This window comes from Methylocystis sp. H4A, from assembly GCF_015709545.1.
In the GTDB taxonomy this organism is placed as follows: Bacteria; Pseudomonadota; Alphaproteobacteria; order Rhizobiales; family Beijerinckiaceae; genus Methylocystis; species Methylocystis silviterrae.
The window spans coordinates 32,860-52,771 of the sequence record NZ_JADNQY010000014.1 but is presented as its reverse complement, the minus strand read 5'-3'; the positions used below and the strand labels follow the sequence as shown (position 1 = coordinate 52,771).

The following is a 19,912-nucleotide window of genomic DNA, read 5'->3' as shown; positions in this document are numbered from 1 at the left end:
CTTCGGCTAAAGCCCGAGCAGGCGCTCATAGACCTGCAGCGTGGCGCGCTGCATCTCCTCCACCGAGAAGCGCTCCTGCGCGTTTCGGCGCGCCCGCAGCGCCAGGTCGTCATGCGCCGAGGCCTGCAGGCTCAGCGCCTCGGCGATCGCGTCGGCCAAGGCGACCGGATCGCCGGGCGGCGTCCGCCAGCCTGTCGCAAGATGGCGTGGGGTCTGCGGCGGCGCCAGGACGATCTCCGGCGCGGCGCCGATATCGGAGATGATCACCGGCGCCCCCATCGCCTGCGCTTCAACGGCGATCCGCCCGAACGCCTCCGGCTCCGTCGCCGGCGCGACAATGACGGCGGCGGCCATATAGGCGGCGGGCATGTCTTCGCAGTAGCCGGCGTTGCGGATCACGTCACGCAGGCCGGCGTGCTCGATCTGCGTATCGAGGGCGCGGCGCGTGGAATCGCTGTGCGGGTCGCCGACGAAAATGACGCGCAGGTCGCAGACGCCTTGCTTGATCAGCCGCTTGGTCGCCTCGACCAGAACCGAATGGCCTTTGCGCGCCGAAAGCCGCGACGGCAGCAGCACGACGCGATCATGCGCCGCGACGCCCCACGCCGCCCGCAGCCGCTCGACGCGGCGCCGGTCGACGGCCGCGGGCGAGAAGGCGCGCAGATCCGCGCCGCGTGGGATGACGACGATGCGATCCGCGCTTTCCGGATGCAATTCCCGGATGCGCTGGGCGGCGAATTCCGAAATGGCGATCACCGCGTCGCCCGCCGACATGATGGCGTTGTAGCGCTGCTTGATCGGCGACGCGCCGCTATAGGCGCTGTGATAGGTGGTGACCAGCTTTGCGCCGGTCTGACGCGCCGCGTAATAGGCGACCCAGGCAGGCGCGCGCGAGCGCGCATGCACGATGTCGACGCCTTCGTCGCGGATGATTCGCGCAAGCCGCACCGAATTCAGCGCCATCGCGAAGGGATTTTTCGTCGCCGCCGGAAACGGCGCCCAGACGCCGCCTTTCGACTGCAGCTCGCTGACCATCCGGCCGCCGCGCGACGCCACGAGACAGCGGGCGCCGACCCGGCTTAACGCCTCAGCCACGTCCACCGTCGCGCGCTCCGCCCCGCCCGACTGGAGATCGGGCACGATCTGCAGGATCGTTCGTCCGGCGAGTCGCTGGCCGGGGGCGGCGATCGTGGCGGTTTGTTGCGACATCGCTGGGCTAACGCAAGCCCCGGACAGAATTGTCCGGCTGCAGCATTCTGTTGCGAGATCCTTTACCAACTATGAGCAAACCGCCTATTTTCAATCGCGTCGCCTCTTCGATCCCCAGTGAACCTGAGTGAACCTGCTTGTCGGACACGCTCGACTTCCTCGACATTCCCAATCCGGCGGGGGGCGTCTGGCGTATCGCGCGACGATGGCGCGCCGCGACGGCCGAGGCCGGAAACGCGCCGGGCCTCGTCTGGCTTGGAGGCTTCGCCTCCGATATGGACGGAACCAAGGCGGGCACCCTCGACGCATGGGCGCAGGCGAGGGGGCGCGCCTTTCTGCGCTTCGACTATTCGGGCCACGGCCGCTCGTCCGGCACATTCGAGGAAGGCGCCATCGGCGACTGGCTGGAGCAGAGTCTCGCCGTTTTCGAACGCTCGACGCAAGGGCCGCAGATCGTCATCGGCAGCTCGATGGGGGGCTGGATCGCGCTGCTGCTGGCGCGCAGGCTGGCCGCGAAAGGCGAGAGCGCCCGGCTCGCCGGACTGATCCTGCTCGCGCCGGCGGTGGACTTCACCGAGGCGCTGATGTGGGAAGGCTTCGACGAAGCGACGCGCCGCGAACTCATGGAAAAGGGCGTCCTGCCCGCCAAGGAGCCGGATCACGGGCCGGTCACGCGAAGGCTGATCGAAGAGGGGCGCAATCATCTGCTGCTCGGCGGTCTCATGCGCGCCTATGCGCGCGTGCATATTCTGCAGGGCATGCGCGATGACGCCGTGCCCTGGCGCCATGCGCTGACGATCGTCGAGCATCTGAACGCCGATCCCGTCACGCTGACCTTTATCGCCGACGGCGATCATCGGCTGTCCCGCCCCGAAGATCTCGCGCAGCTCGCCGCCGCCGTCGAGACAATGAGCGCCCCGCCGCCGGGCGAGCCGCCGCCCACGCTCTTTGATTGAGGGGCGCGGCTACCGCGCACGGGCGCTCGCTGCTAACCTTCTGGGGCGGCGTCGCCGATGCGCGACCTCATGCGCGCCCGCACCGGCGAGGCCGCGCGCCGTCTGGCGCGGCCGCAGGGCTTCGAACTGGGGTTAATTTCAGCCTAGCTTTCGGCCGTCATGCCCGGCCTTGCGCCGGGCGTCCACGCCGGGACATTGCGGAAATGCATCGCGCGGAGAAGGCATGTTCGGCTCATGTTGTCACATTTGGATCGGTCATCGCGTGGATGGCCGCGACAAGCGCGGCCATGACGCGGCGAGATGACGTCTCGTTAATCTGGATTCGAAGCCTTGTGCGCCGCCGCGCGGCGCTTGACACCTCCGCCGGCCCCATCGATGTTGCCGAACGAATTGTTCGGCATATCGAACGCTAGGAAGATCGCTTGTCCGTATTGTCAGAAGCGCGGCCGGCCTGCAGCGAGGGCTTCGCGCCGAAAACCGTCGTCTTTCAGCCCGACCGACCGCTTCTGACAGACGGCGGCGGCCGCATCGCGCCTCTCGCGATCGCTTACGAGACTTACGGGCAGCTCAACGCCGCGCGCAGCAACGCCATTTTGCTGTGCCATGCGCTCACCGGCGACCAATATGCCGCGGGCGTAAATCCCGTCACCGGCAAGTCCGGCTGGTGGGAAGCCATGGTGGGACCCGGCAAGCCTTTCGACACCGACCGCTATTTCCTGATCTGCTCGAATGTCGTCGGCGGCTGCATGGGCACGACCGGCCCCGCTTCGCTCAATCCGACGACCGGCAAGCCCTATGGCGTCGACTTCCCGGTCGTCACCATCCGCGACATGGTGCGTGCGCAGGCGATGCTCATCGATCACCTTGGCATTGAGACGCTGTTTTGCGTCGCCGGCGGCTCGATGGGCGGCATGCAGGTGCTGCAATGGGCGGCGAGCTATCCGGAGCGGGTCTTTTCGGCCATGCCGATCGCCACCGCCGCCAAGCATTCGGCGCAGAATATCGCCTTTCACGAAGTCGGCCGACAGGCGGTGATGGCCGATCCGGACTGGCGCTCCGGGCGCTATCAGGAGCAGGGCGTGCGGCCCGAGAAGGGACTCGCGGTGGCGCGCATGTCGGCGCATATCACCTATCTCTCGGAGGCGGCGCTGCAGCGTAAGTTCGGCCGCAAGCTGCAGGACCGCAGCGCGCCGACCTTCTCCTTCGACGCGGATTTTCAGGTCGAGAACTATCTGCGCTACCAGGGCCTCGCCTTCGTCGAGCGGTTCGACGCCAATTCCTATCTCTTTGTCACCCGCGCCTGCGACTACTTTGATCTTGCCGCCGACTATGGCGGCTCGCTGGCCATGGCCTTCAAGGACACCAAGACGCGCTTTTGCGTCGTCTCCTTCACGTCGGACTGGCTCTATCCCACCTCGGACTCGCGCGCCATCGTTCACGCGCTCAACGCCGGCGGCGCGTCGGTGTCCTTCGTCGAAATCGAATCCGACAAGGGGCACGACGCTTTCCTGCTTCACGAGCCGATGTTCATCGCGACGACGCGCGGCTTTCTCGATTCAGCCGCAGACGCGCGCGGCCTCGCGCCTGACGGAACCTCGAAATGAACGTCACGCCTGCGGCGAACGCGCCTGAGCGGCCCGCGCAGCCGCTCGAGCAACCGCGTCTCGATCTCGCGGTCATCGCCGAGATGGTCGCGCCCGGCGCGCGCGTTCTCGACGTCGGCTGCGGCGACGGCGCCTTGCTGAAGCTCCTGGCGCAGAAGAAGGGCGTCGACGGCCGCGGCGTCGAACTCTCGCAGCGCGGCGTCAACGAATGCGTGGCGAAAGGACTTTCGGTCATTCAAGGCGACGCCGATACGGACCTCTCCGATTATCCGGACGACGGATTCGACTATGTCATTCTTTCCCAGACGCTGCAGGCGACAAGGCGCCCGCGCGCGGCGCTCGCCAATATGCTGCGCATCGGTCGGCGCGCCATCATCTCATTTCCCAATTTCGGTTATTGGGGCGTACGCGCGCAGCTCGCCTTTAGCGGCCGCATGCCGGTCACCGGGCGCCTTGACTATCACTGGCATGACACGCCGAACATTCATCTTTGCACCATCCGTGACTTCGTCGAGATCGTCGACGAACTCGGCGCGCACATCGAGCGCGGAGTCGCTTTTGATCGCGCCGGCGCGCCGATCCGCTTCAGCGCGCCTTGGTGGGTTTGGAATCTCTTCGGCGAACAGGCTGTGTTTCTGCTGGAGCGTGGCGGCCAACGACGCTGACCCGTGCGACGGTTTGTCCCGCGTGTGTCGCCTTTCGCGGGTTGACGGTTCGCGTTAGCCTTCCCGTTGGCGACATTAAGAGAAACATGCGCGGGAGGGAGCGGCGGCGCCTCCGCTTCATGCGTCGTGTCATCCCCTGGATGACGCGCGTGATTCCGCGCGCTTCGGGAGGAGGCGCGAGCTTGACAGTCGACACCGGCCCCGCCGTGCGAAGCTATGGCAGCGCCTCGCAAAAGAGACGCGCCGGTCCGTGCGCGCCGCAGCCGGCAGGCCCGGGGGAGCTGCGCAGAGCGCCGCTCTTCGCCGGGGTCGACGAAGCGACATTGTCGCGTCTGTCGGCGGACGCCAGGATCGAGTCCCTCCAGGACGGCGATTCGCTTTTCCATCAAGGCGCTGTGGTCACAGACCTCGCATTCGTTTTGAGCGGCTATGTGAAGCTGCTGCGCCGTTCGTCTTCGGGACGCCAAACGCTCATCGGCATTCGCTCGGACGGCGAAATGATCGGCGACGCGCCGACCGACGCCGATGAGATTCACACGCTCTCCGCCGAGGCGGTGGGCGCGACGCGCGCGCTCAAGCTGCCGGCGGCGCGCTTCGCTCGGCTTCTCCAGGAGTCGCCGTCGCTCTGCGCCGCGGTGATGCAGCACTCCAAGGAGAGCATCGCGCGTCTCATTGGCGAGATCGAGTCGCTCAAGAGCCAGAACGCCGATCAGCGCCTCGCCCATTTCCTACTTGCACTTTGTCCGCCGGGCGAAGACCGGTGCCGCTTCCGCTTGCCCTATGACAAGCGCCTGATCGCCGCGCGGCTCGGCGTAAAGCAGGAGACGCTGTCGCGCGCTTTCGCCAAACTCCGCGCCCATGGCGTCCGCACGGAGACGCGCAACGTGCATGTCGAAAGCGTTTTGCATCTCGCGGACCAGTGCGACCGGCTCGGTCGGCCGCCGCGCCTGTCTTTGGGACGACGCAAGATCGAGACGCAGTGCGACGCCGCTTAGAGATCGGCGCGCTCCTCGCGGGCCTCGCGATGCTTTTCTTTTCCGTCGCCGCGCGTGGGCAGACGATTTCGCCCGACGCGTTGACGCACGCCTATCCTGACCAAATAAGCGGTCGCGATGACGCCGGGATCATATTCCGCGACGGAACAAGACAAAATCTCTCTGACGGCAGGACCGACAAGAGCTTCGACGAGAAACTGAAAAACGCCTCGCTCCTAGATCAGTTGAGCCTTCCCTATCCCAAGGGCGCGCTGACGAAGCCTCCCGGACCGCAGGACGATCCGGGGCGATTCCGCAACGCCGCCTTCTTCGACAAAATGTATGGGGATTGCGACAGGGGCGAAACGCAGAAGCATTTGACCGATATTCCCTGGTTCACCGGCAAGGTGCGAGTCACCACGATCAATGGCGTCGCCGAAAAGTTGCGCGCGGTCGCCACGGAAATCGATCGTCTGCCGCAGGACATTAAGCGTCATGCTTATCCGAGCGCCGGCGCCTTCAATTGCCGCGTTGTGAAGGACACTGGCAAACGCAGCATGCACGCTTATGGCGCGGCGATTGATCTCAACACCGCCTTCTCTGATTATTGGCTCTGGCGCAAAGGCGGTTACCGCAATCGGATTCCTTACGAGATCGTGGAGATTTTCGAACGCCACGGGTTCATCTGGGGCGGCAAATGGGGGCATTTTGACACGATGCATTTCGAATACCGGCCCGAATTTTTTGACACGCGGCCAGGCAGCGAAGAGAAAAAACAACACGGTGATTGAAAAGAACTGCGCGGATCGTAAGTAACCCCAATTACAGGAGGGGATTTCCGATGAGAACACAGAAGATTTTCACGGCGCTTAGTCTTATCGGCGCGATAGGCGCGGGATCGATCGGGGTCGCCGCGCCGACCCCGGCGGCGGCGCAGGATGCGGCTTACATGTCTTGCGGGGAACTCTGGCACGCACGCAACCGGATATACGCGCGTAACGGCTATTGCTTCAATACCGACCGGGCGCGGGCCGTGTTCGGAGCTGGCTGTTTTCCACCTTACGGGCGGCTGAGCGGTTGGGAGAAAAGCCGCGTCAATCAGCTTCAAATGTGGGAGCGCCGCAAGGGGTGCTGAGCCGCCGTGCGGTCGTTCAATCCCAGTTGCCTCGAATGGCCTCGACGGTCCGCCCTCGTCTCTATTTTTTAATGAGCGCGCATTCACGCTCGCGCAAAATGGCGGAGAGACTTGCCGCCGTCGACTGAACGCCTGCGCCGCACTTTCGTCGGGAGCTCGTCGTCAATTGCGCAGTTCGATTTATCGGAGGATTCGCCATGATCGCATATAAGACGGTTGGATTGGTCTTCTTATCCGCCCTCGCGCCGGCGGCGGCAGCTCAAGCGGGCGCGAGCAGCGGCTCAAGCGCGCTGGCGCTTTCGGCGATCGTCGGCGAATTGTCGCCTCAAACGAGCGCCGCCGACAAGAAGCTTCTCGCGGCCTATTTCGCCGGACACGCCGAAGCGCCGCATGCCAAGGGCCAACGCGTCGCGGTGAAGGCCGACGCCATCGACTGCCGCGCAGGCAATGTCGACATCACGTCGCGCGCCTGCGAACTGACCTTCGGCGCGAAGAAGATCGAATTGAGCGGACGCAAGGCGAATGAACTCTATGCGACCTTGATCGAGAATGGCGTCGTGGCGGAAGGCGCGGCAGGCTCTTCGCATACGTCGATCACGGCGCTCGACTGCATCGTCGACGCCGATGAAGTCGCGGAGAAGGCCGGCGGCGGCGCGCGCTGCGCCTTTACGCCTTAGAGCGCGCTGCGAAAAAGTGGGAACCGATTTTTCGCATAGAGCGCGCTCTAAACTTTTTGAATCGATCAATTTATCTGCATTTGGGCGATGCCGCCCAGATGCAGCGTGATCTGAGAGGCGGACGCCCTTGTCTTTGGCGCGGCTTTGGTCGAGAAGGCGCGTCCATAGACAGGAGTTCGAAAATGGCTGCGCCGGGCGTCACGGTCTTTGTTTGCGTCTCCTGCCGCGACGGCGGCGACGCCGACATGCGTCCCGGCGCGCTTTTGCTGGAGGCGCTGCGCACGCGGCTTGACGAGCGCAATCTCGAAATCGCCGTCGAACCGGTGGAATGCCTCGCGGTATGCAAGCGCCCGGCGACGGTCGCCTTCGCCGGCGACGGCAAATGGACGTATGTGATCGGCGATCTTGAAGGCGTCCATCTCGACGAACTGATCGACTCGGCGCAAAGCTTCGCTGCGACCGACAACGGCATCGTCGCCTGGAAGGACAGGCCGGCCTGTTTCAAGAAGGGCGTGGTGTCGCGCACGCCGCCGCTTCGCTAGGGCGCTTATCGATCACATGGAATCATGTGATCGATAAGGAATCGCTCAAAACCAAAATGCTGGAGCAGGTTCTCATCGAAAAAGTCTGTCAACTTTTTCGGAACCTGCTCTGACGCTATTTCGCCGCTCGCGCCCGTTCGATCGCCTCGCTGATCAGCGCGCGCGCCTCGGCGGCGTCGCCCCAGCCCGCGATCTTGGCCCATTTGCCGGGCTCGAGATCCTTATAATGCACGAAGAAGTGCTCGATCCGGCGCCAGGTCATCTCCTGCAGGTCGGTGTAATTTTCGACGTCGATGTAGCGTTGCGTGAGCCGCGCCGACGGCACGGCGACGATCTTCTCGTCGCCGCCGGCCTCATCCGTCATGCGCAGCACGCCGATCGGCCTGACCGCGATAACCGCGCCCGGCGCCACAGGCCGGGTGTTGGCGACGAGCACGTCGCAAGGATCGCCGTCGTCCGAAAGCGTATGCGGAATGAAGCCGTAATTGCCGGGATAGCGCATCGCCGTATAGAGGAACCGATCGACGAACAGCGTGCCGGAGGCCTTGTCGAGCTCATATTTGATCGGCTCGCCGCCAAGCGGCACCTCGACGATGACATTGACTTCGTGCGGCGGGTTCGCGCCGATGGGAATGGCGTCGAGACGCATTCAAGTGCTCCGATTGCGATAGATGGCGCGGCCTGAACGGCCGGCGCAGTGTTGGGTTGTGTTGAGGAAGGTCGCGCAACAAACCTGGCGAGGACCGCGGCGCTGCGCGGTCTGTATCCTCACATAGCTTCGCGTTTATGTCGCCAAATATGATTTACCGCACCGGCGCGGAAACGAAGCCGAAAGCGACGCGCGTCAGCATGTCCGCGCCGAACCGCTCCTCGGCGCGGCGGACCGTCTGTCCGCCGAGGCTGCGATAGAAGGCGAGCGCCTTCTCATTGTCGGCCAGCGCCCAGACGATGGTGGAGAGATAGCCGTGCTCGGCGAGTTCGCGCCGGGTGGCGTTGAACAGCCGGCGACCCAAGCCAAGCCCCTGCTGCTCCGGCGACAGATAGATCTCGAAGATCTCGCCGGAATAGGGCATCGACGGCACGCGGTTTCGCCCATAGGTCGAGTAGCCGACGATATCGTCATCGAAGTCGAGCACGAGAAGACCGGTGCCGCGCACGATCGCCGAATGCCACCAATTGGGGCCGCGGCGGGCGATCATCCGCTCAAGCTCGGCGCCGGGAATGACGCCGCGATAGGCGTAGCGCCACGAGGCGTCGTGAACGCGCGTGATCTGCTCTGCGTCTCCGGGACGCGCATGGCGGATGGAGAAGGCGGTTTTGACCATAGCTGAATGTTAGGTCTCATCGGTTCGTTTCGGCAAGAGCCATAAGCGTTTCGGCGCAAAAATTCTCCTCGTCGGGACGCTTAGGCGTTTGGCGTCATTGTCTGTTTCACTTTATGACGGCCCGCGAGCCGCGCGCGATGGCAGGCGGCGACGCGGCGCTTGCGGCGCAGCAGGGTCTTGCGCTATTCTTCCCTACGATTGCGGCCAAGCGCCGCCGGAACGGGACGAGATCGTTGCCAAACGCAACCGCCTTTGCGAATGAAGCTGTGACGCCCGCGCGCGCACACGGATTCGCTCGGCCGCGTTCCCTGCCGCTTTTCGGCCTGCTGCTTCTTAGTCGCCCCTGAGCGCCCGACGGGCTCACGCCCAGGCCTTCAGGGGACATGTCATGCAGTCAGACGACAAGAGCCCCTCAGCGGGCGCGGCACAGCAGGATTTCAAAACCGATGAGCAACACGTCACAGCCCGGCGCCGTCGCAGATAATGACGCGCGCGTCCTGATTTTCGACACCACCCTGCGCGACGGCGAGCAATCGCCCGGCGCCTCGATGACCCTGGAAGAGAAGCTCGAGGTCGCCGATCTCCTCGACCAATTGGGCGTCGATATTATCGAAGCCGGCTTCCCGATCGCCAGTCCCGGCGATTTCGAGAGCGTCAGCGAAGTGGCGCGGCGGGTGAAGAACGCCTCCGTCGCCGGATTGGCGCGCGCTTCCGAGAAGGACATCGACCGCTGCGCCGAAGCGTTGCGGGAGGCCAAGCGTCCGCGCATCCACACCTTCATCTCCACCTCGCCGGTGCATATGAAATACAAGCTCCAGCTGGAGCCGGAGCGCGTCTTGGAGATGGTCTCCGCGTCGGTTACGCGCGCGCGCAATCACGTCGCCGACGTCGAATGGTCGGCGGAGGACGGCACCCGCACGGAACTCGATTTTCTCTGCCGCTGCGTGGAGGCCGCGATCACGGCGGGCGCGACCACGATCAACATTCCCGACACCGTCGGCTACATCACGCCGGCGGAATATGAGCAGCTGTTCCGCGCCGTGCGCGAGCGGGTGCCAAATTCCGACAAGGCGATCTTCTCGGTGCACTGTCACGACGATCTGGGACTCGCCGTCGCCAATTCGCTCGCCGGCGTGCGCGGCGGCGCGCGGCAGGTGGAATGCACGATCAACGGCATCGGCGAGCGGGCCGGCAACGCCGCGCTCGAAGAAATCGTGATGTCGATGAAGACGCGCGCCGACGCGCTGCCGTTCTTCACCAATATCGACGCCAAGCTCTTAACCCGCGCCTCGAAGCTCGTCTCGGCGGTGACGTCCTTTCCGGTGCAATACAACAAGGCGATCGTCGGGCGGAACGCTTTCGCGCATGAAAGCGGCATTCATCAGGACGGCATGCTCAAGAATGCGCACACCTATGAAATCATGACGCCGGAGAGCGTCGGGGTCTCCAAGACCTCGCTGGTCATGGGCAAGCATTCGGGCCGCCACGCCTTCCGCGAAAAGTTGAAGGAGCTCGGTTACGATCTCGGCGAGAACGCGCTGCAGGACGCCTTCAACCGCTTCAAGGATTTGGCCGACCGCAAGAAATTCGTTTACGACGAAGATCTGGTCGCGCTGGTCGACGACGAGATCGTCAACGCTCATGATCACATTAAGGTCGAGGCGTTGATGGTGATGGCCGGCACGCATGGCCCGCAATCGGCGGCGCTCACGCTCGACGTCGACGGACAGAAGCTGACGCATCAGGCGACCGGCAACGGCCCCGTCGACGCGATCTTCAACGCCATCAAGGCGCTCGCGCCGCATGAGGCCACTCTGGAGCTGTTCCAGGTCCACGCCGTCACCGAAGGCACCGACGCGCAGGCGGAAGTCTCCGTGCGCCTGAGCGAAAACGGCAAGTCGGTCACAGGCCGCGGCGCCGATCCCGACACGCTTGTCGCTTCGGCGCGCGCCTATGTCTCGGCGCTCAACCGGCTGATGGCGAAGCGCGCGCGCGGCAAGCCCGAAGCCATGCAGGCGATGTAGAGCGCGCTGGACGCGTGACGCAGAGGATGGCCGCGAGCGGATCTGACGATCCCGCTCGCGGCGCCAATCGGCCGTTTGGCGACACGTAGCGCGTCACGACGATGAGCCTGTTGGCGGGACGCCTGCGCGTCCGCGCAACCGCAAAGAAAATTCAAAGCCTCCATCAGCGAAAGAGCGCGGTTGAAAAACGGCAGGATGCGTGCGGGTCGACAAGACGCGCAACTAGCCTCCAGAAATCGTTGAAGAAATAACGCAGCGCGCCGCCAAGGTCCGAGCCGATCGGCGCCGCCGGCCAAGAAACGCTTGCGCGCGCCTTCAGCAGCCGCGGCCCAGCGGCCTTGCCTCCCAAGGAAAGTCGGGTCTATCCTCGATTTTGGGGGTATGCGTTCATTTTTAAATGAGCGTAAGACGAGCGCGCTTTTGGCGCCGGGGGGCAGTAATGACGACTCCAATCGAGCGTATCATCATACGACATCTGTCGGGCTCCAAAGCCAATCAGATCGAACAGCTGCCCGTCGGCGACTCGCGCGAATTCACCATCGGCCGCGATCCCGCGTCGAAGATCGCTTTCGATCCCGTCGGCGACAGCGTCGTCAGCCGCAAACACGCGCTCATCCGCATAATGGGCGAAGGCGACAATATCTCCTTCAAGCTCTCGGACGCCGGCAGCAGCAATGGCACCTTTCTCAATGGCGAGCGGGTGAACGGCGAAGTCGAACTTCTTCCCGAAGACACGATCGAACTTGGCGCCAAAGGTCCGAAGTTCACCTTCGACGTGCAGCCGCGGCCCGCAAGTTTCGCCGCCAGAACTAAGGTGATCGGCGTCAGCGATACGGCGGCGACCCGCGTCATCAAGACCGCCGAAGCCGCCGCCTCGACGGCGGTGAACGCCGCCGCCACCGGCGCCAGCACGGCGGCAGGCCCGAACGCCGACGGCGGAGCGGCGAAGAAGATCGGAATCGGCCACGAAACTGTGCAGCGACTCATCGGCGAAGAGCGCGGTAAGGCCAATCGAACCGTGACCGGCGCGATCGCCGCGGTGGTCGCCTTCTTTGTACTCGGCGGCGCGGCGCTCTACTGGGCTCAGCATCGTGAACTCGAGCGAAGAGACGCGGAAGACAAGCTCGCCCAAAACGAGACGGATGAAAGGCTGTCGCGCATCCCCGGCGACGTCAATCTCAAGATCGGCATGAAGCCGCGCGAGATCTATGACAAGTTCGCGAAGGCGACTGTCCAAGTCGGCATGATGTGGCGGCTGTACGATAAGCAGACCGGAAGGCCCATTCAGCACAAGACCGTCGACTACAAAGGCCGGCGCTATCCCGCCTATGTGCAGCTGCCGAACAATCTTGGCGTCGTGCGCTGGCTGACCCTTGAGGATGATCACATCACCAATCTCATGGTCGGCGGCGGCGGCACGGGCAGCGGCTTCGTCATCAGCGAACAGGGCTACATTCTCACCAACAAGCATGTCGCCGCCGGCTGGCAGGTCGCCTATGGCGCCGAAGGCGGCAGGGACGGCATTCTCTATGACTACGTCGTCGTCGCATCGGGAAAGAAGCGCAAAGCCAAAATCAAGGAGCCGAAGCTCATCGATCTCTATGATTCGGCCTATGCCGACGTGTTTCATTGGATTCCCGAATCCGGCGGCTACATTTTCAAGACGGACGACCCGACGACGGCGCTTGCCGGCAACACCCCTGATCCAAATTCCAACAACAAGGCGTCTTTTGTCGGCCGAAACGAGGTTCTCGAGGTCAAGTTTCACGGCAGCCGTTTGGGCGTGAACGCCAGTCTCGTGAGGACGTCGGCGGACGCCGACGCGGCGCTCGTCAAGATCGATTCGCCCCAGACTTTGACCAAAGTGGATATGGCGCCCAACGCCGCCGTCGAGATTGGCGAGAACATCACCGTGCTCGGCTATCCCGCCGTCTCGGTCGAAAATTTCGTGCTGCGGCAAACCGAAGAGCGCGGCCGCATTCGCAGCCAGCTCGAAAAGATCACCGAGGCGACCGTCACCGAAGGCATCGTGTCGAAGACCGCGAGCGGCGTGAAGTCGACGGAAGGCGGCACCTTCGCCAGCGACATGGGCGACGTTTACCAGCTCAGCGTCGTCGCCACCGGATCGGGCAATAGCGGCGGGCCGGTGTTCAACTCCTCCGGCAAGGTCATCGGTCTGTTCACCTACAGCCGCAATGTTGGCGACACCAAAGCGACCATGGCGGTTCCGATCAAATATGGCGCCGAACTCACCCAGGCGCAGCGCGAATAGCAAAGGGTCCGTCCTCCCATGACGGCGAACCGGCCAGAAGACCCGTTGCGCATCGCAGGCGCCATCCGCACGGATGTCGGATGCGTCAGGCAGCTCAACGAAGACTCCGTCGCCTTCATCGCGAGCGCCGGCCCCTCGCAGGCGCGCGACTTCGGCGCGCTCGCGCTTGTCGCCGACGGCATGGGCGGCCACGCCGCCGGGGAGGTGGCGAGCGCGCTCGCGCTCGAAGTCGTGCGGCGCGTCTATTATTCGCTCGACAAGATCGCTTCTGAGGCGCTGCGGGCCGCTTTTGACGCCGCCAATCGGGCGATATTCGACTACGCCGCCAAACATCCCGACTGCGCCGGCATGGGAACGACCTGCACGGCGCTCGGCGTCAGGGACAATCTTCTATGGCTGGCGCATGTCGGCGACAGCCGCGCCTATCTGATGCGCGACGGACGGCTTACCCAACTTTCCGACGATCAGACGCTGCACGCGCAATTGGTACGCGACGGCGTGATGTCGCCGGAGGACGCAGGCAAAGGCGCCGGAAGCAATGTCATTCTGCAGGCGCTGGGCACGCGTCTCGACGTCGAGCCGACAATCTGGACGGAAGGCCTGGCGCTGCGACAGGGCGACATCGTGATCTTGTGCTCCGACGGCTTAACCAATCTCGTCTCCGACGCAAGGATCGCCGAAGTGGTCTCAAAAAACCCGCCGCCGGAGGCCTGTCGGCTATTGATCGACGCCGCGCGCCGCGGCGGCGGACATGACAATATTTCAGTGGGCGTCTTCGTGGCGGAGACCGACGGCGCCGGTCGGACGGCCGATCAAGCGGCGACGAAGCGGATTAACATCGCGGACCCGCCGACGGGCGCCCTGACGGCGAAGATCGACGCCGTCGCAGAGGGTTGAGCATGACCGACCCGCAGATGATCGGACACTATCGCATCGTCAAACTGCTCGGCGTCGGCGCGATGGGCAAGGTGCACGCCGCGCTCGACACCTTCCTTGAGCGCGAAGTCGCGATCAAATCCCTGCGCGCGGAGCTCACGCAGGATCCCGACTTCGTCGGGCGATTCCGCGCCGAAGCGACGAGTCTCGCCAAACTCAACCACCCCAATATCACGACGCTCTATTCGCCGGTGCTGCAGGGCAGCGACCTTTACATGGTCATGGAGCTCGTAAATGGCCGGCCGCTCGACGAGATATTGAGGGAGCGCGGCAAGCCGCTCGGCGTCAAGGAAAGTCTCGCCGTCATCGCGCAAGCGGCGGATGGACTCGCCTATGCGCATCAGATGGGCGTTATCCATCGCGACATTAAGCCGTCGAACCTCATGGTCGCCGACGACGGCCGAATCAAGATCATGGATTTCGGCATCGCGCGGGTGCGCGGCAGCGTGCGTCTGACTCGCGCCGGCACGGCGGTCGGCACGCCGCTTTACATGTCGCCGGAGCAGTGCCGCGGCGGCGAAGGCGACGAGAGGAGCGATCTCTATTCGTTGGCCGTCGTGCTTTACGAGATGCTTGCCGGCGCGCCGCCCTTTTCCGGCGCGACCGAATATGATCTCACCCAGGCGCAGATCCACGCCGAGGCGCCGCCGCTCGTGCCGCGCATATCTGGCGTGACGCCGGAACTTGAATCCGCGATCATGACGGCGCTGTCGAAGCGTCCGGAGCAACGCTTCCCGAATATGCGCGCCTTCAGCGACGCGCTCGGCGCCACGGCGCTGCGCATCGACGCCTCGAGCATTGTTCGAAGCGCGGGACATCTCGTCCAGGATTCGACGGCCGAGCGCGACGTGCCGACGCCCGAGCACATGTCGACGAAGCTTATCGCCCTCGCGAAAAGTCGCAGCGCGACGCTCGTGCGCCGCTTCAAGCGGCTGCATCCCGCGGCGCAAGGCGCTTCCCTCGGCATCGCGGCTGCGGCGCTCGCCACGTTGGCTTTTCTCGCGCTGATCGAGCCGTCGTCGCCAGCACGGGACGAGCGCCAGGCCCGAACCGATTCAGGCGACGGCGACCACCGTCCCATCAGCAGAGTCAACGACGCGCCTATCGCTCGGGGCGGCGACTGCAATTCTCAATTCGCGACGCGGAACGATCCTTTGGGCTGCAATTGGCGCCAGCCATCCTCTTCAAACTCGAGCGCTTCAATTTACGAGCTGCGCGCGGCGATGAAGGATCGCGGGCGATGGGACGTCGCCTTCCCTCTTGCGCAAAAACTGGCGGAGTCCGGCGATAAGGAAGCGCAATATTACCTCGCCACGCTCTACGCCAAGGCGCCGGGCCGGCAGAATTTTTCGGAGGCTTTCGCCTGGTTCAAGAAATCCGCGATGCAGGGCTATGCCGACGCGCAGGCCTCGCTCGGCGTGATGTACAAGGACGGCATGACGCCCGACGGCAGGCAAGACCCGACCGAAGCCTTGCGTTGGTTTCAGCAGGCCGAAACGCAAAACAACGGCAGAGCGCAATATTGGCTCGGCGAAGCCTATGAGAAGGGTTTGGCCGGACTGGACGTCAGTCGCAGCAAGGCCGAAGAGCTCTATTACAAGGCGAGCTTACAGGAGGTCCCCGACGCCGCCGAAGCATTGCAGAGACTCAAGCGGCGACGCGGCCGGCGCTAGCTGGCGAGCCGTTAAAGCCCGCCTTTGCTGAATTGTCCGCCGCCGCCAGAACCGCCGCTGTCCCCTCCGCCACCGCCGCCGCCATGACGGTGACGATTCGCGACATGTACGTGTCCGCGATGACGCGCGTAGTGGGACCGCGCACGATGATAGCCGCCGTAATTGCGCCGATGAGATCGGAAGCGAAACCCTCCGAGCATCGCGCCAATGAGACCCAGCTGCGCGGATGCCGGCTCCGGCTCCAAAACGACAAGAGGCAGCGTGAAAGCGCCGAGCAAAAGAGCTCGGCGCGAAAGCCGACGGTCGGCGCCGTCGTCATTGTCAGTCATGGCACTCGCCCCCGCAGACGGTAGGCGATGATATTGTTCTCGCGGCTGCGTCCTGTCAATTTGCCACGCGCTTCATCAGAGATCGCGTCGCTTCTTGAAAGATCGCGCTCAGGCCGACGGACGGCGTTGACCGCGCCTTTCACATTGTATCGTGGACGCGCAGGATATTCCCGAAAGCGCGACGTTTTGGAGAAGAGCTCATGGGCGACATCGAAAATGGCCGCGCTGCCCCGTCCGACTTTGTCGACGAGCGCGCGGACGGACCGGGAGTCATCCGCATCTCCGAGGATGATCCGGCCACGCCCTTCTATCGATTGCTGTCGAAACTGCGCGCGCCCGTCGCGATGCGAGACATGATGATGGCGCCCGTGCGCGCCTGTTACAGAGGCGAGGGGCTGGCGATCGACCCGGCGGAACTGCCGCCGGGCGCCGCGCAGCTCTATCCGCAGGTCTCGGTTTCGACCCTCGCCGTTCCTTCGGACGCAGGTCCGATCCGCTGCGAATGCTACGCGCCGCCCGGCGACGGCCCGAAACCACTGATGCTGTACGTGCATGGCGGCGGCTTTGTCGTCGGACGATCCGAGGACACGGCCTATGTCACCAGCCGCATCGCCGCCGAAAACAACGTCATCGTGGTCAGCGTCAATTATCGCTGGGCGCCAGAATGGCCCTTTCCAGCCGGCCTCGACGATTGCATGGCGGTTTTGCGCTGGATGCGCGATAGAGGCGCCGACATCGGCGGCGACGCATCGCGCATCTTGGTTTGCGGCGATTCCGCCGGAGGCAACCTCGCGGCGGCATTGCCGATAAGAGGGCGCGAGGAACGCATATCCATTCTCGCGACCGCGCTTTTATGTCCGGTCACGGATTTTCACTTCGAAAAATTTCCGTCCTACGAGCGGCTTGCCCCGACGGGCGTCGTGATCGACGCGTCCTTCATGGGATTTGCGCGGGGCGCCTATCTTACGAAATCGCAGCAGTGGCGGGACCCCTGGGCGAGCCCGGCGCTCGGCAATTTGAACGGCTATCCGCGAACTCTGCTCATCAGCGGAACCGCCGACCCGCTTGTCGACGACAATCGTGCCTTTGCCGAGAAATTGACGGCGGGGGGCGTGAAGGTCACGCATTTCATCGGCGAGGCCATGCCGCACGGCTTTTATTTCTTCCCCGGCATATTGAAGGAGACCGACGCTGCCTTCGCGGCGATCCTGAGATTCATCGCCATTGCGCTGCAAAGTTAAGTTAAAACAATCCTCTCTTCGCTGCGCACGAAGCAAAGCTCAAGCATTGGATCTTGATCTTGGTTGCTGTTTGGCCACGTATTAGCCATTCATTATCGTTTAAATAAGAAATTCGCCTTAGTACCGAAGGTGCTCAACCGCAGTTTGGAGCGGCACATGCGCTTACGAACGCGCTCTCGCGCCCGGCTTTTTTCGAAGGTGGCGGTGACCGCTGCCGCGGCGCTCGGCTTTGCGCGAACGCCCGTCATGGCGCAGGGCTATTTTTTCTGGGGCGACCGCGAGCCTCTCATAGACGCGGTTCGAGAGCTAGAGCGCGTCGTGCGGCCGCAACGCCCCGCCGCGCGAAAAAAAATCTCCCGTCCGGCGGCCGACAAGAGCGACGCGGCGTCTTTGCGCGACGCCAAGCCCGAGGTCGCGCCGCTTGATCGGCCGCTCTTCCTCATCGCCTCCATCGCCGACCAGCAGGTGTCGATCTACAACCATAGCGGCCTCGTCGCCCGTTCAGCGATCTCGACAGGCGTCGCCGGACATCCGACGCCGAAAGGCATTTTCACCATCATCGGCCGCGAACGGTTCCACCGATCCAACATTTATTCCAGCGCGCCGATGCCGTTCATGCAGCGGATCACCTGGTCCGGCATCGCCATGCATCTTGGGGTCGTGCCAGGGCATCCGGCCTCGCACGGCTGCATCCGGCTGCCCGCCGCATTCGCGGCGAAGATCTGGGGCTTGACCAGAATCGGCGAGCGGGTCGTGATCTCGCCTCATGACGTGTTTCCCGCCGAATTCGAACACCCGTTGCTGCCCGCGCCTAAGATGCGCGCCTCCGCAGAAGCAGAAAAAGGCGCGCCAGCGGCCGACTCTCAACAGCCTCTCCACGTCGCAGCGGATCGCCCCGCGATCGCTCCGCAGCAGCCGGCTGAGCAGCCCAAAGCCGACGCCGGCGGCGAAACGGCTGGAGCCGCCTCGCCGACCGCCGATCTGCAACAGCCCTCCGCCGTCGAGGCCGACGCGCCGACCGCCAATTCAGCCCAGGAGGCCGAGAAGCCCAAGGTGGAAGCCGACGCTGAGGTCGCGTCGGGCGACGCAGCCGCGCCCGCTGCAGATCAGCAGCAGCCGGCGCTCGATTCCGCCGACTCGCCCGCCGCTAAGATCGAGCAGAATGCGGACCAGCCCAAACTCGGAAATGTGGCAGAGAAACCCTCGTCCTCGGCTCCCTCGAGCCCAGCCGCCGTCGCCGAACGGCTGACGGTGAATCCGCGCCAATATGCCCAGCAGCTCAAGGCCAAGGCCGTGGCTGAAGCCGCCGCCGCCAACAGGGCCGTCAAGGCTTTGTCAGCCGAAGTGGGAATCAAGCAAAATGAGGCCGCGCGCGCAGCGACGGCGCTCCGCGCAGCAGAAGCCGCGCAGGCCTCGGCCCGCGTCAGAGCGGACGCGGCCGCTGCATTATCCGCCGCTGCAACGGCGGCGGCCGACAGCCAGCAGGAGCCGGCCGTCACGGCGGAACGCAGCGCGTCGGCGGGCGATGCGCTGGCGAAAGCCAATGCCGACCGCCTGACGAGAGCCTATGGAAAAGCGCTCTTCATTCAGGACACGGCGCTGCAGGCGAAGATCAACGCCGACTCCGCGCTTGCGGAAGCCACGGCAAAGCTCGAACAGGCGAGAACGGCCTTCGCCGCCAGTGACTCGGATCGGGCGGACGCCGACCGGCGTTTGGATGAGGCGAGAACAGCCGCCGCCGCCGCCGCAACCGCTCAAAGAGAAGCCGAGCGGCGCGTAACGCCCATCTCGGTGCTGATCAGCAAGAAGGATCGGCGGATCTATGTTCGCCAGGCCCTGTCGCCGCTTTTCGATGCGCCAATCGAGATCCGCGATCCGGACGCGCCGCTCGGCTCGCATCTTTATATTGCGACGGCGGCCAAGGAGGACGGGAGTTCGCTGAAATGGTCGGTCATCTCGATGCCGGAGGCGCAGACGGAGCGCAGGAAGAATCTGGCGTCGGCCGATGCTAAAGCCGACATATCCTGGGATTGGCGCGCCGCCGGCGCGACCCCGTCCGAGGCGCTGGAGCGCGTCGACATCCCGAAAGACGTTCGCGAGCGGATCGCGGAGCGGCTATGGACTGGGGCGTCGCTCATCATCTCGGACCAACCGGTCAGCGGCGAGACCGGAAACGACGGCACGGATCTGACGATCAAATTGCGCTAGCTCGCGCGCGCCGCGCTCCATCGGTTCTCCCGCGCGCGACGGCGATATTGCTCGGCAGTTGGAAGCTGCGCCTGTATTCTCCCGGCGTCATGCCCGCGAGCGCTGTATAGGCGCTGAGCGCGATAGCCAAAGGCGCATCCCG

18 protein-coding genes are annotated in these 19,912 nt (G+C 64.3%); 14 read left to right on the top strand and 4 right to left on the bottom strand.

Going from position 1 to position 19,912, the window contains the following annotated elements; all coding sequences use genetic code 11:
- Positions 1–6 precede the first annotated feature (6 nt).
- On the bottom strand, positions 7–1,209 hold the full coding sequence (locus tag IYW40_RS02340; protein ID WP_196399225.1) for a glycosyltransferase family 4 protein: 1,203 nt from the start codon (positions 1,207–1,209) through the stop codon (positions 7–9).
- A gap of 137 nt (positions 1,210–1,346) precedes the next feature.
- Between IYW40_RS02340 and IYW40_RS02335 the strand changes: the two genes are divergently transcribed.
- From IYW40_RS02335 to IYW40_RS02300, 8 genes are all read left to right on the top strand, one after another.
- A complete protein-coding gene (locus tag IYW40_RS02335) occupies positions 1,347–2,165 on the top strand; it encodes an alpha/beta fold hydrolase (protein WP_196399224.1) in 819 nt (272 codons plus the stop codon).
- A gap of 431 nt (positions 2,166–2,596) precedes the next feature.
- Positions 2,597–3,769 (top strand): homoserine O-acetyltransferase, encoded by a 1,173-nt coding sequence (locus tag IYW40_RS02330; RefSeq protein WP_196399264.1) that lies wholly within the window; start codon positions 2,597–2,599, stop codon positions 3,767–3,769.
- Positions 3,766–4,434, top strand: coding sequence for a methionine biosynthesis protein MetW (gene metW, locus IYW40_RS02325; protein WP_196399223.1), 669 nt, complete (start codon positions 3,766–3,768; stop codon positions 4,432–4,434). Before IYW40_RS02330 ends, metW begins: the two co-directional genes overlap by 4 nt.
- A gap of 182 nt (positions 4,435–4,616) precedes the next feature.
- Positions 4,617–5,429: a Crp/Fnr family transcriptional regulator gene (locus tag IYW40_RS02320; RefSeq protein ID WP_246720588.1), complete on the top strand. Its 813-nt coding sequence runs from the start codon at positions 4,617–4,619 to the stop codon at positions 5,427–5,429.
- Positions 5,414–6,199: a M15 family metallopeptidase gene (locus tag IYW40_RS02315; RefSeq protein ID WP_348644217.1), complete on the top strand. Its 786-nt coding sequence runs from the start codon at positions 5,414–5,416 to the stop codon at positions 6,197–6,199. Before IYW40_RS02320 ends, IYW40_RS02315 begins: the two co-directional genes overlap by 16 nt.
- 50 nt (positions 6,200–6,249) lie before the next feature.
- Positions 6,250–6,543: a YARHG domain-containing protein gene (locus tag IYW40_RS02310; protein WP_196399222.1), complete on the top strand. Its 294-nt coding sequence runs from the start codon at positions 6,250–6,252 to the stop codon at positions 6,541–6,543.
- A 197-nt stretch (positions 6,544–6,740) separates the two neighbouring features.
- Positions 6,741–7,220 (top strand): hypothetical protein, encoded by a 480-nt coding sequence (locus IYW40_RS02305; protein WP_196399221.1) that lies wholly within the window; start codon positions 6,741–6,743, stop codon positions 7,218–7,220.
- 182 nt (positions 7,221–7,402) lie between these two features.
- A complete protein-coding gene (locus IYW40_RS02300; RefSeq protein ID WP_196399220.1) occupies positions 7,403–7,762 on the top strand; it encodes a DUF1636 domain-containing protein in 360 nt (119 codons plus the stop codon).
- A 115-nt stretch (positions 7,763–7,877) separates the two neighbouring features.
- Here the strand turns inward: IYW40_RS02300 and ppa are convergent, their stop codons facing one another.
- On the bottom strand, positions 7,878–8,411 hold the full coding sequence (gene ppa / locus IYW40_RS02295; RefSeq protein ID WP_196399219.1) for an inorganic diphosphatase: 534 nt from the start codon (positions 8,409–8,411) through the stop codon (positions 7,878–7,880).
- A gap of 154 nt (positions 8,412–8,565) precedes the next feature.
- Positions 8,566–9,087 (bottom strand): GNAT family N-acetyltransferase, encoded by a 522-nt coding sequence (locus IYW40_RS02290; RefSeq protein WP_014891541.1) that lies wholly within the window; start codon positions 9,085–9,087, stop codon positions 8,566–8,568.
- 446 nt (positions 9,088–9,533) lie between these two features.
- On the opposite strand from IYW40_RS02290, the gene IYW40_RS02285 reads away from it, so the two are divergent.
- The 4 genes from IYW40_RS02285 to IYW40_RS02270 all read left to right on the top strand — a co-directional run bounded on the left by IYW40_RS02285 (position 9,534) and on the right by IYW40_RS02270 (position 15,992).
- Positions 9,534–11,111, top strand: a complete 1,578-nt coding sequence (locus IYW40_RS02285) for a 2-isopropylmalate synthase (protein ID WP_196399218.1) — start codon at positions 9,534–9,536, stop codon at positions 11,109–11,111.
- Positions 11,112–11,550: 439 nt separating this feature from the next.
- Positions 11,551–13,383: a trypsin-like peptidase domain-containing protein gene (locus IYW40_RS02280; protein WP_196399217.1), complete on the top strand. Its 1,833-nt coding sequence runs from the start codon at positions 11,551–11,553 to the stop codon at positions 13,381–13,383.
- Positions 13,384–13,401: 18 nt separating this feature from the next.
- The gene (locus IYW40_RS02275) at positions 13,402–14,280 is read left to right on the top strand and encodes a PP2C family serine/threonine-protein phosphatase (RefSeq protein ID WP_196399216.1); all 879 of its coding nucleotides are present in this window, start codon (positions 13,402–13,404) and stop codon (positions 14,278–14,280) included.
- A gap of 2 nt (positions 14,281–14,282) precedes the next feature.
- Complete coding sequence (locus tag IYW40_RS02270) at positions 14,283–15,992, top strand: serine/threonine-protein kinase (protein WP_196399215.1); 1,710 nt, start codon at positions 14,283–14,285, stop codon at positions 15,990–15,992.
- On the opposite strand, the gene IYW40_RS02265 is transcribed toward IYW40_RS02270, so the two are convergent.
- Positions 15,967–16,311: a hypothetical protein gene (locus IYW40_RS02265; RefSeq protein ID WP_196399214.1), complete on the bottom strand. Its 345-nt coding sequence runs from the start codon at positions 16,309–16,311 to the stop codon at positions 15,967–15,969. The genes IYW40_RS02270 and IYW40_RS02265 overlap by 26 nt on opposite strands.
- 210 nt (positions 16,312–16,521) lie before the next feature.
- Here IYW40_RS02265 and IYW40_RS02260 point away from each other — a divergent pair, with 210 nt between their 5' ends.
- On the top strand, positions 16,522–17,562 hold the full coding sequence (locus tag IYW40_RS02260; protein ID WP_196399213.1) for an alpha/beta hydrolase: 1,041 nt from the start codon (positions 16,522–16,524) through the stop codon (positions 17,560–17,562).
- A gap of 156 nt (positions 17,563–17,718) precedes the next feature.
- Positions 17,719–19,770, top strand: a complete 2,052-nt coding sequence (locus tag IYW40_RS02255; RefSeq protein ID WP_196399212.1) for a L,D-transpeptidase family protein — start codon at positions 17,719–17,721, stop codon at positions 19,768–19,770.
- Positions 19,771–19,912: the final 142 nt, after the last annotated feature.

Coding starts and splice junctions, on each gene's coding strand:
- IYW40_RS02340 (WP_196399225.1), bottom strand. CDS start 1,209: ATGTCGCAACAAACCGCCACGATCGCCGCCCCCGGCCAGCGACTCGCC.
- metW (WP_196399223.1), top strand. CDS start 3,766: ATGAACGTCACGCCTGCGGCGAACGCGCCTGAGCGGCCCGCGCAGCCG.
- IYW40_RS02310 (WP_196399222.1), top strand. CDS start 6,250: ATGAGAACACAGAAGATTTTCACGGCGCTTAGTCTTATCGGCGCGATA.
- IYW40_RS02305 (WP_196399221.1), top strand. CDS start 6,741: ATGATCGCATATAAGACGGTTGGATTGGTCTTCTTATCCGCCCTCGCG.
- IYW40_RS02300 (WP_196399220.1), top strand. CDS start 7,403: ATGGCTGCGCCGGGCGTCACGGTCTTTGTTTGCGTCTCCTGCCGCGAC.
- ppa (WP_196399219.1), bottom strand. CDS start 8,411: ATGCGTCTCGACGCCATTCCCATCGGCGCGAACCCGCCGCACGAAGTC.
- IYW40_RS02290 (WP_014891541.1), bottom strand. CDS start 9,087: ATGGTCAAAACCGCCTTCTCCATCCGCCATGCGCGTCCCGGAGACGCA.
- IYW40_RS02285 (WP_196399218.1), top strand. CDS start 9,534: ATGAGCAACACGTCACAGCCCGGCGCCGTCGCAGATAATGACGCGCGC.
- IYW40_RS02280 (WP_196399217.1), top strand. CDS start 11,551: ATGACGACTCCAATCGAGCGTATCATCATACGACATCTGTCGGGCTCC.
- IYW40_RS02275 (WP_196399216.1), top strand. CDS start 13,402: ATGACGGCGAACCGGCCAGAAGACCCGTTGCGCATCGCAGGCGCCATC.
- IYW40_RS02270 (WP_196399215.1), top strand. CDS start 14,283: ATGACCGACCCGCAGATGATCGGACACTATCGCATCGTCAAACTGCTC.
- IYW40_RS02265 (WP_196399214.1), bottom strand. CDS start 16,311: ATGACGACGGCGCCGACCGTCGGCTTTCGCGCCGAGCTCTTTTGCTCG.
- IYW40_RS02260 (WP_196399213.1), top strand. CDS start 16,522: ATGGGCGACATCGAAAATGGCCGCGCTGCCCCGTCCGACTTTGTCGAC.
- IYW40_RS02255 (WP_196399212.1), top strand. CDS start 17,719: ATGCGCTTACGAACGCGCTCTCGCGCCCGGCTTTTTTCGAAGGTGGCG.